The organism is Sphingobium sp. FG11 (assembly GCF_057809915.1).
Genome location: NZ_JBMDKW010000025.1, coordinates 26,660 through 33,780 on the forward strand (window position 1 = coordinate 26,660; position 7,121 = coordinate 33,780).

Below are 7,121 nucleotides of genomic sequence, written 5' to 3' on the forward strand. Positions count from 1 at the left end.
GCAGGCGGACGGCCAGCGCGGCGGCGTGCGCGCGGGCCTGTGGGCCAGCCGCCGCCGCGCCACGGCCGCGCAAGAGTGCTCACGCGGGCCAAGACAGCTCGCGACCCCTGGCGGCAGCGCAGCGCCGTCAGAGTGCGCCCATCAGATCCCGCGGTCCTTCCGCATCGCCGCCGTCCGCGAGGCGTCGGACCTTAAGGCAGCACCTGTAAACAAAGATCAGTTCGCGGAGCTCTTGAACCGGGGCAACCTGCCGAAGGCCTCGGTCGCGGCGTGCAGGCCGTCGCCAATTATCCAGCGCGCGCGGGCAAGATGGCTGACCCAGGCGCAGCGTGCGAAATCCGGATCAGCGACCGGATCGATCCCCAGAATGCCGAGCGAACCATCGCGCCAGCAGACCCCTGCGTCGTCGGCATCGACCAACTCGGCATAGATCAGCAAATGCTGGCGGTCATACAGGACGACATTACCAACGGGCGCTTCTCGTTCCAGTCGAATTGCCGCCATCAGGCCTGTCACTCTTGTTTCGAAAATCTGCGCCGCGACCGCAACGAGATTGATTCAGAGTATACTCCGTGGCGCTATACTCAACAAGGCGGCTCAACATGGAAAATGACGAGCCGACAGATCCTTGCCGATAATCTGAAAATCCTTCGTGCGCGTAAGGGACTGTCGCAGGAAGCGCTCGCGGACGCGGCCGAAATCGACCGGACCTATGTCAGCTCGCTCGAGCGGAAAAAATACAGCGCGAGCATCGACCGCCTGGATCGGCTGGCGGCACAGCTCGACGTTCCTACCCACTATCTCCTGATGCCGAACATGCCGACAGGTGAACGTGGCGACTAGCGGACTGGCGTCTCGCCGTGGAGAATGGCGCGTGGCCCCATGGCCGCAAGCGCGCGCGAAAAGGGAATCATCCGTCTCACCCGCGACTTGAGGTGCTCGCCGTCGCCTGGCCACTCGTCGCCGAAAATGCCGAGACCGATGTCGCGTTGGCTGGCGCCGGCCGCCAGTGCGTCGCCCACGCGCAGCGCGGCGACGAGCCTTGGTAGCCCTGGCTCGCGCGGAACAGGCTCCGGCTCTCCCTTCAGCAGCGCCGCAAGTCGGCGCGCCGAATGAAACTGTCGATCAACCGGCCGCGCCAGATCGATCGACGGCCTGATTCCCGCGCTCGCGCCGCCATCTCCGGTAACCCTCAGATCAAGCTGGATCGTCCCGGCGGGCAGTTCGAGCAGCAGATGGCACCGCCCATCCGCGCGCACCATGCGATGATTGATCCGCAAAAGATCGGGCGGGCAGCCAGTCGCCTCGATGCAAACATCAAGCACGAACGGGTCCATCGCGCCGGTCCACAGCGGAACGGCGCGGGCGCAGTCGAGCATTGGATCAAGCGCGAAAGTGCAGCCCCCATTCAGCTGCGAACATCGCGATCCGATCTCGGGTCACGCTGCCACAACCCCGAGCCGCGTAGGCGGCACAATAGCTGGGATCGCGCCGAAGCAGTTCCCAGGAAATCGCCGGGCGCCCGCCAGCGAGAACCGGCGCGTAGGCGCCGGCATCACGCCAGTCGGGCCGCCCGGCGAGCGTCATCACCCGTCTCGTCCGGAGCGAAAAGTCTCGGCCAGCGCCTGCTGGTCCGGGCGCAGCGCATCGATAGCGCCAAGATGTGGAGGAACGACATCTTGCAACAACACCGACGGGCACTGCCCTTCGACATTGCCGAGATTCGGCCGGTGCTGGGCGTAACCGACGAGCGCCGCCAGATCGGGCGAGAAGTGCCGGGCTACCTCGGGCGGATAGACCAGCCATTGCAGCTCGAAGGGCTTAAGCCAGCCAAGGCAGTAGCTGACGATCACGCCGCGTCGCGGGACAGCGGACATATTCGCGCCGCCGCCATGCAATGTCGATCCGAGGAACAGCAACGCATCGCCGGGCACAGCGTCCGGGACGATCGCCTCCGCCTCGGAAAGATCGTTGATCTCCTGGTCGACATGGCTGCCCGGCCACAGACGGGTGCCGCCATTCGCTTCGGTGAACGGATCGATCGGCCACATCACGTTGACCAGATATTCGACACTGCCCTTGGGGCCGGCCCACATGTCCTGGTCGCGGTGTGGGAACTGCGCGGGCGCGCCGGGATGAATCTCGATCGCTTGGGTCAGATTGAGCGCGATACGCTCGCACCATGGCAGCAACATGCGCTCGACGATGGCGAGGACCGTGGCGTGCTGGACCAGTGCTTTCGTGCGATCGGATCGACGCAACAGCGCGCCGAACCGTCGGGTCCGCTCGCCGTAGAACACGCCCTCACATAGCGGCGTCGCGGCGAACGATGGCGCCAAGTCAACAGCGAGTGTGTTGATCGTGGCGGGATCGACCGCACCGCGCAGGATGCACCAGCCGTCACGCGACAGTTCACCGGCGGCGATGTCCACCACCGCGCTCACGCCGCCATCTCCAGTGGACCCACCCAAGTGCCGGTCCAGCCGAGCCGCTCGCGCATGTCGGAAGTTACGTCGATCCGGAAGGCTCCGATCGGACCGCCTTCGATGCGCACGGCCGGGCCGAGAGGCTCTGCTCGCCAGCCCATCGCCAACACTTCGCGGCGGAAGCCATCGGGAATGACGCCGGTGATTTGCTCGACCCCGCGCGCCAGAGCGAAATCGGCCATGGCGGAAATCAACTCGTTGCGCAGCTCGCGCCGCCGGGATGCGCCGTGCCGGCTCGGGAGGCACAGCCGCGTGCTTTCCCAGATGCGCGGACCGACCGGCACGCCTCCAATGCAAAGGTGCGGAAAGATGTCACCCAGCAGATGCGGCAGCCAGCTCGGCAACATGCGCAGCGACGCTTCGTGCCGGCCGTCTTTGCTCACTGCGACGATATAGACGGCGGCGGCGGTATCGAACTGGTCGATCTCATAGCAGCCCTCGACGACCGGCACGTCCCAAGCGAAGAAATCGACGAACTGCGCCTTGCGGTCTGCGAACATGCTTTCAAGCGCGAGGGTTTGCGCGCTCTCGGGGTAATTCTCGATCGTGAGGATCATGTACTGCTCCCATGGTCAGATGATCCATGGGAGGAAGCAGATCGCGGCGTTCAGGATCAGAACCCGGAAATCACGGTAGCTGGTAGATCTCGTCGATTCCGATCTCGCCGGCGAGCACCGCGGCGACCCGCAATTCCTTGGCGTTGCGCACGCCGTAAACCCGGCACGCGTCGCGCAGATAGCTCTCGACCGTCCGCACGGTGAGGCCGAGCCGGTGGGCGATCCCCTTGTTGAGATACCCGCGACCCGACAGCACGATGCAGTCGCGCTGTCCCTGCTTCAGTCGCGGTGCAGGCAAAATGTGAGCGGGCGCGCCCGACAGCTGGCGGGCACGTTGAAAGGCGTAGATTCCGAACATATTCGCCGGACCGACCGCCAGTTCCGCACGCCTGGCGTTGGAGAAGCCCGCGAAGGTGCAGGATCCAAAACAATAACCGAGCTTACCGCACGGCGCGGTCACGCCCTCGATCAGGTCCTCGCGACGGCCAAGTTCGATCGAGGTCCGGTCGGCGTTGTCCAGCTCCATCTTCTTGAAGAGCTCGGACCATGTCGCCGCGGTCTCGAGGATCAGACAGCCACGCATGACAACATCGCTACGGAAGCGGCACTTGTCGATGATACGCCGCGACGCGCCTTCGGGATAATGACGATAGTCGACCATGCCCGGCCGCCGCACCCGAAGATCCTCGTGCGTGATGAGCGCCCACCATGGCGCTCCGATATAATTGCCGAAATCACCGATGAGGCTGCGCATTGCCGCCTCGTCGTCGATCCTGCGTATCGACTGGATGATGTCGTGCGACAGCTCGCACGCACCATCACGCCATAGCTCGTCTCGCAGAGCCATGATTTGGTCTCCTGCCGCGGTATGTCCGCGATCCCGCGCCCCTGTCGTCGCCGGTTCGTTGAACGCATCGCCCCCGCTCGCGACTATGACAAAGCGAGCCTCGCCAATGGGTAACGTCCCAATCGATCCACACCGGTGCGAACGACGATCACGATCGCACGTTACCAATTCGGGCGGCGAGCTTGTCCAAGCCGGCATCGCAGACCAAGGATGCAAATCCTTAGTCTGTGAAAAAAATGCGTGGGCGCAAAATTCGCGTTACCAATTGTCGAGGCCGGATTGTCTTGGCCTCTTCGAGCAATTGTAGCGAGGCCCGCCCCGCCTGAATGATCGACGATGACGACCTCAATGCCTGGTTCGTGCGAGAGGTGCTCCCTCTCGAGCGGGCATTGTCGTCCTATCTACATCGCAACTGGAGGGTGCCCGAAGACGTGCAGGAACTGAGGCAGGACATCTACGAGAATGTGCTGATCGGCGCGCGCCGGACGCTGCCGACGAATACCCGCGCCTATGTCTATACGGTCGCGCGCAACCACCTCATCAACCATGCCAAGCGCGCCAGGATCGTGCCCATCGAGGCGATCGCCGATCTCGATGCGATCAACCAGGATATCGATTTCGCTCTGTTCGAGGCCGAGCGGACGCTCACCGCACGCGACGAGCTGCGCCGGACAAAGGAAGGTATCGACAAGTTGCCGCCCAAGTGCCGCGAGGTGATCCTGCTGCAGAAGGTCGATGGCATGACCGACCGCGAGGCGGCCGAGCATCTCGGCATCGGCATCGAGACGGTCCGGCGCCAAATCAAGCTCGGGATGAAGGCGCTGTTCGACCACATGGCCGGCGGCACCGGCAAGATCGTGCGAAAGGCCTATCCCCGTAAGAGTGACCACGAGGTGGCGCCATGAAACGGCAGGAGGCCATCGAAGACCAGGCGCTCGACTGGCTGATCCGTCGCAACGGCGAGGATTGGACAGAGGAGGAGCAGGCCGACCTGAATGCCTGGCTCGAAGAGTCCATGGCGCACAAGGCGGCATTCTGGCGGGCCGATCACCTTTGGCAGCAGGCGGACCGGATCAGATCGCTCGGCATCAACGCGCACACCGACCTTGAAGAACCGTTACCGAAGCGACGCTGGTGGCCCGCCGCCATCGCAGCGAGCCTCGTCGCCGCCGTCGGAATCGGCGGCATCTCGCTCGGCTCGAAATTCTTCGAACGACCTCCGGCTCAAATACAATCGGCACAGCAGGTCCGGTTCGACACACCGATCGGCGGCCGGCGCGTCGTCCCGCTGGTCGACGGCAGCAAGGTTGAACTCAACACGCAGACCATCCTGCGCACTGCCGTAAACGAACAGAAGCGCGAAGTCTGGCTCGACTCCGGCGAGGCGTTCTTCGAGGTGGCGCACCGTGAGGGCGAGCCATTCGTGGTCCATGCCGGTCGTCAAACTGTCACAGTGCTCGGCACCAAGTTCTCGGTTCGCCGGGATAAGGATCGGGTTACGGTGAACGTGCTCGAAGGCCGCGTTCGGGTCGATGACGGCGAAGGCCAGATGGCCCACGCGGCGATCATCACCGCCGGTGACACCGCGATCTCGCGCGGAACCTCGACGCTGATCGCAGCCAAGTCGGAGGAGCGCGTTGAAAATGCGCTGGCTTGGCGCGATGGGATGCTGAGCTTCGACCAGGCGCCGCTCACCGACGTCATTGCCGAGTTCAATCGCTACAACCGGACCCGCCTCGTCGTCACCGATGCCCAGGCGGGCAAGATCCCGATCGGCGGCAGCTTCCAGGCGTCAAGCGTCGACTCCTTCACCCGGCTTCTACGCGATGCCTATGGTCTGAAGATAGAGAGCGATGACGGGACCGTGAAAATTTCGAGTCAGTAGCGTTACCAAATGGACGCCTCTGGATTGTCGTGCGCTCCCAATGGGGCAGACAGTCTGCCCGGATAAGGGGGGTATATGATCCGGACACTCGCAGCGGCACTCGCGGCCAGCACCTGCATCGTGGCGCTCGCTACGCCCGCGACCGCGCAGACGCGCGAATACAATATTCCAGCCGGATCACTGAAGTCAGCGCTAGACGCCTATGTTCGTCAGTCTGGTCGCCAGGTCGTCTATCGTTCCGATCAAGTGCGCTCGGCTCGCTCGCCAGGCGCTCGCGGCCAGCAGTCGGCGGAAGCCGCACTCGCCGCGATCCTAGTCGGTAGCGGCTTCGCCACGCGGGTCGATGGAAATCTGGTCGCGATCGTGAAAGCGGGAAACGAACAATCCGCCGCTAGCTCGTCATCGGGGGAAGACACCGCCGGAAGCGCCGCGGCGAGTGACGAGAGCGCTGAGATTGTCGTTACGGGCACCAACATCCGCGGAGGCAAAGCAATCGCCTCCCCAATCGTCTCGCGTACGCGCAGTGATATAGAGCGCGAAGGCATCTCGACCACTTCCCAGTTGCTGCGAAGCTTGCCGCAGAATTTCGGAGGCGATGTTACCGACCAAGTCTCCACAGCGTTCTTTGGAGGCGGAGGCGACCCTTCAGCTGGCAGCGGTGCAAATCTGCGCGGTCTCGGTTCGGAAGCTACTTTGACCCTAATCAATGGTCGGCGTACCGTTGGTTCGGGCATTGGCCAAGCGGTCGACCTGTCCATCTTTCCTGTTGCTGGGCTACAACGCGTCGATGTCCTGCTCGACGGTGCATCCGCCCTTTATGGTTCCGACGCCGTCGGCGGTGTGGTCAATGCTGTGCTACGCTCGGATCTCGATGGCGCAGAGACCCGGCTCCGGTACGGTTCGGGTACCGATGGTCACTATGGTGAGTTTCTAGCCTCGCAAGTCGTCGGCCGTCAGTGGGACGGCGGCGGCTTAACTGCGAGCTACACCTACCGGGATCAATCGCGGCTCTCAGCAGCGGATCGCTCGTACACGTCAGGTGCGGATCCCGCTTACACGCTACTTCCGGAGGTCAAAGTACACACCGGTATTATATCTGGGCGGCAGACAATCGCCAACGTGGCGACAATCGACTTACAGGCGCTTTATAGTACACGCAAGACTAAGCAGATTTACTCCATCCTCGGCTTTGAACAAAATATACCGACCAAGTCGGACCAACTGCATTTGTCCGGCGGACTAAGCTGGGATCTGGGATCAGGTTGGGCCGCCGATGGATCAGTGACCTACAGTCGTAGGGTCAGGACTCACTGATCAGAGCCAGAAGATGACGGTGGCTGCCAGTG

9 protein-coding genes are annotated in these 7,121 nt (G+C 63.2%); 4 read left to right on the forward strand and 5 right to left on the reverse strand.

The genetic code is table 11. The annotated features are described in order from the left end of the window. Positions 1 to 270: 270 nt before the first annotated feature. The gene (locus tag ACODSN_RS15740; protein ID WP_489056433.1) at positions 271 to 843 is read left to right on the forward strand and encodes a helix-turn-helix domain-containing protein; all 573 of its coding nucleotides are present in this window, start codon (positions 271 to 273) and stop codon (positions 841 to 843) included. On the opposite strand, the gene ACODSN_RS15745 is transcribed toward ACODSN_RS15740, so the two are convergent. The 5 genes from ACODSN_RS15745 to ACODSN_RS15765 form a co-directional block, all read right to left on the reverse strand. Continuing rightward, complete coding sequence (locus tag ACODSN_RS15745) at positions 840 to 1,379, reverse strand: DNA -binding domain-containing protein (protein ID WP_489056434.1); 540 nt, start codon at positions 1,377 to 1,379, stop codon at positions 840 to 842. The genes ACODSN_RS15740 and ACODSN_RS15745 overlap by 4 nt on opposite strands. 4 nt (positions 1,380 to 1,383) lie before the next feature. After that, a complete protein-coding gene (locus ACODSN_RS15750) occupies positions 1,384 to 1,587 on the reverse strand; it encodes a transcriptional regulator domain-containing protein (protein ID WP_489056435.1) in 204 nt (67 codons plus the stop codon). Next, the gene (locus tag ACODSN_RS15755; RefSeq protein WP_489056436.1) at positions 1,587 to 2,444 is read right to left on the reverse strand and encodes a phytanoyl-CoA dioxygenase family protein; all 858 of its coding nucleotides are present in this window, start codon (positions 2,442 to 2,444) and stop codon (positions 1,587 to 1,589) included. Before ACODSN_RS15755 ends, ACODSN_RS15750 begins: the two co-directional genes overlap by 1 nt. Beyond that, the gene (locus ACODSN_RS15760) at positions 2,441 to 3,043 is read right to left on the reverse strand and encodes an acyl-homoserine-lactone synthase (RefSeq protein WP_489056437.1); all 603 of its coding nucleotides are present in this window, start codon (positions 3,041 to 3,043) and stop codon (positions 2,441 to 2,443) included. Before ACODSN_RS15760 ends, ACODSN_RS15755 begins: the two co-directional genes overlap by 4 nt. A gap of 70 nt (positions 3,044 to 3,113) precedes the next feature. Then, positions 3,114 to 3,890: a helix-turn-helix transcriptional regulator gene (locus tag ACODSN_RS15765; RefSeq protein ID WP_489056438.1), complete on the reverse strand. Its 777-nt coding sequence runs from the start codon at positions 3,888 to 3,890 to the stop codon at positions 3,114 to 3,116. Positions 3,891 to 4,216: 326 nt separating this feature from the next. On the opposite strand from ACODSN_RS15765, the gene ACODSN_RS15770 reads away from it, so the two are divergent. The 3 genes from ACODSN_RS15770 to ACODSN_RS15780 all read left to right on the forward strand — a co-directional run bounded on the left by ACODSN_RS15770 (position 4,217) and on the right by ACODSN_RS15780 (position 7,089). Continuing rightward, positions 4,217 to 4,795 (forward strand): RNA polymerase sigma factor, encoded by a 579-nt coding sequence (locus ACODSN_RS15770; RefSeq protein ID WP_489056439.1) that lies wholly within the window; start codon positions 4,217 to 4,219, stop codon positions 4,793 to 4,795. Continuing rightward, on the forward strand, positions 4,792 to 5,775 hold the full coding sequence (locus tag ACODSN_RS15775; RefSeq protein ID WP_489056440.1) for a FecR family protein: 984 nt from the start codon (positions 4,792 to 4,794) through the stop codon (positions 5,773 to 5,775). The genes ACODSN_RS15770 and ACODSN_RS15775 overlap by 4 nt, the downstream gene beginning before the upstream one ends. 75 nt (positions 5,776 to 5,850) lie before the next feature. Next, positions 5,851 to 7,089, forward strand: coding sequence for a TonB-dependent receptor plug domain-containing protein (locus ACODSN_RS15780; protein ID WP_489056441.1), 1,239 nt, complete (start codon positions 5,851 to 5,853; stop codon positions 7,087 to 7,089). Positions 7,090 to 7,121 lie beyond the last annotated feature (32 nt).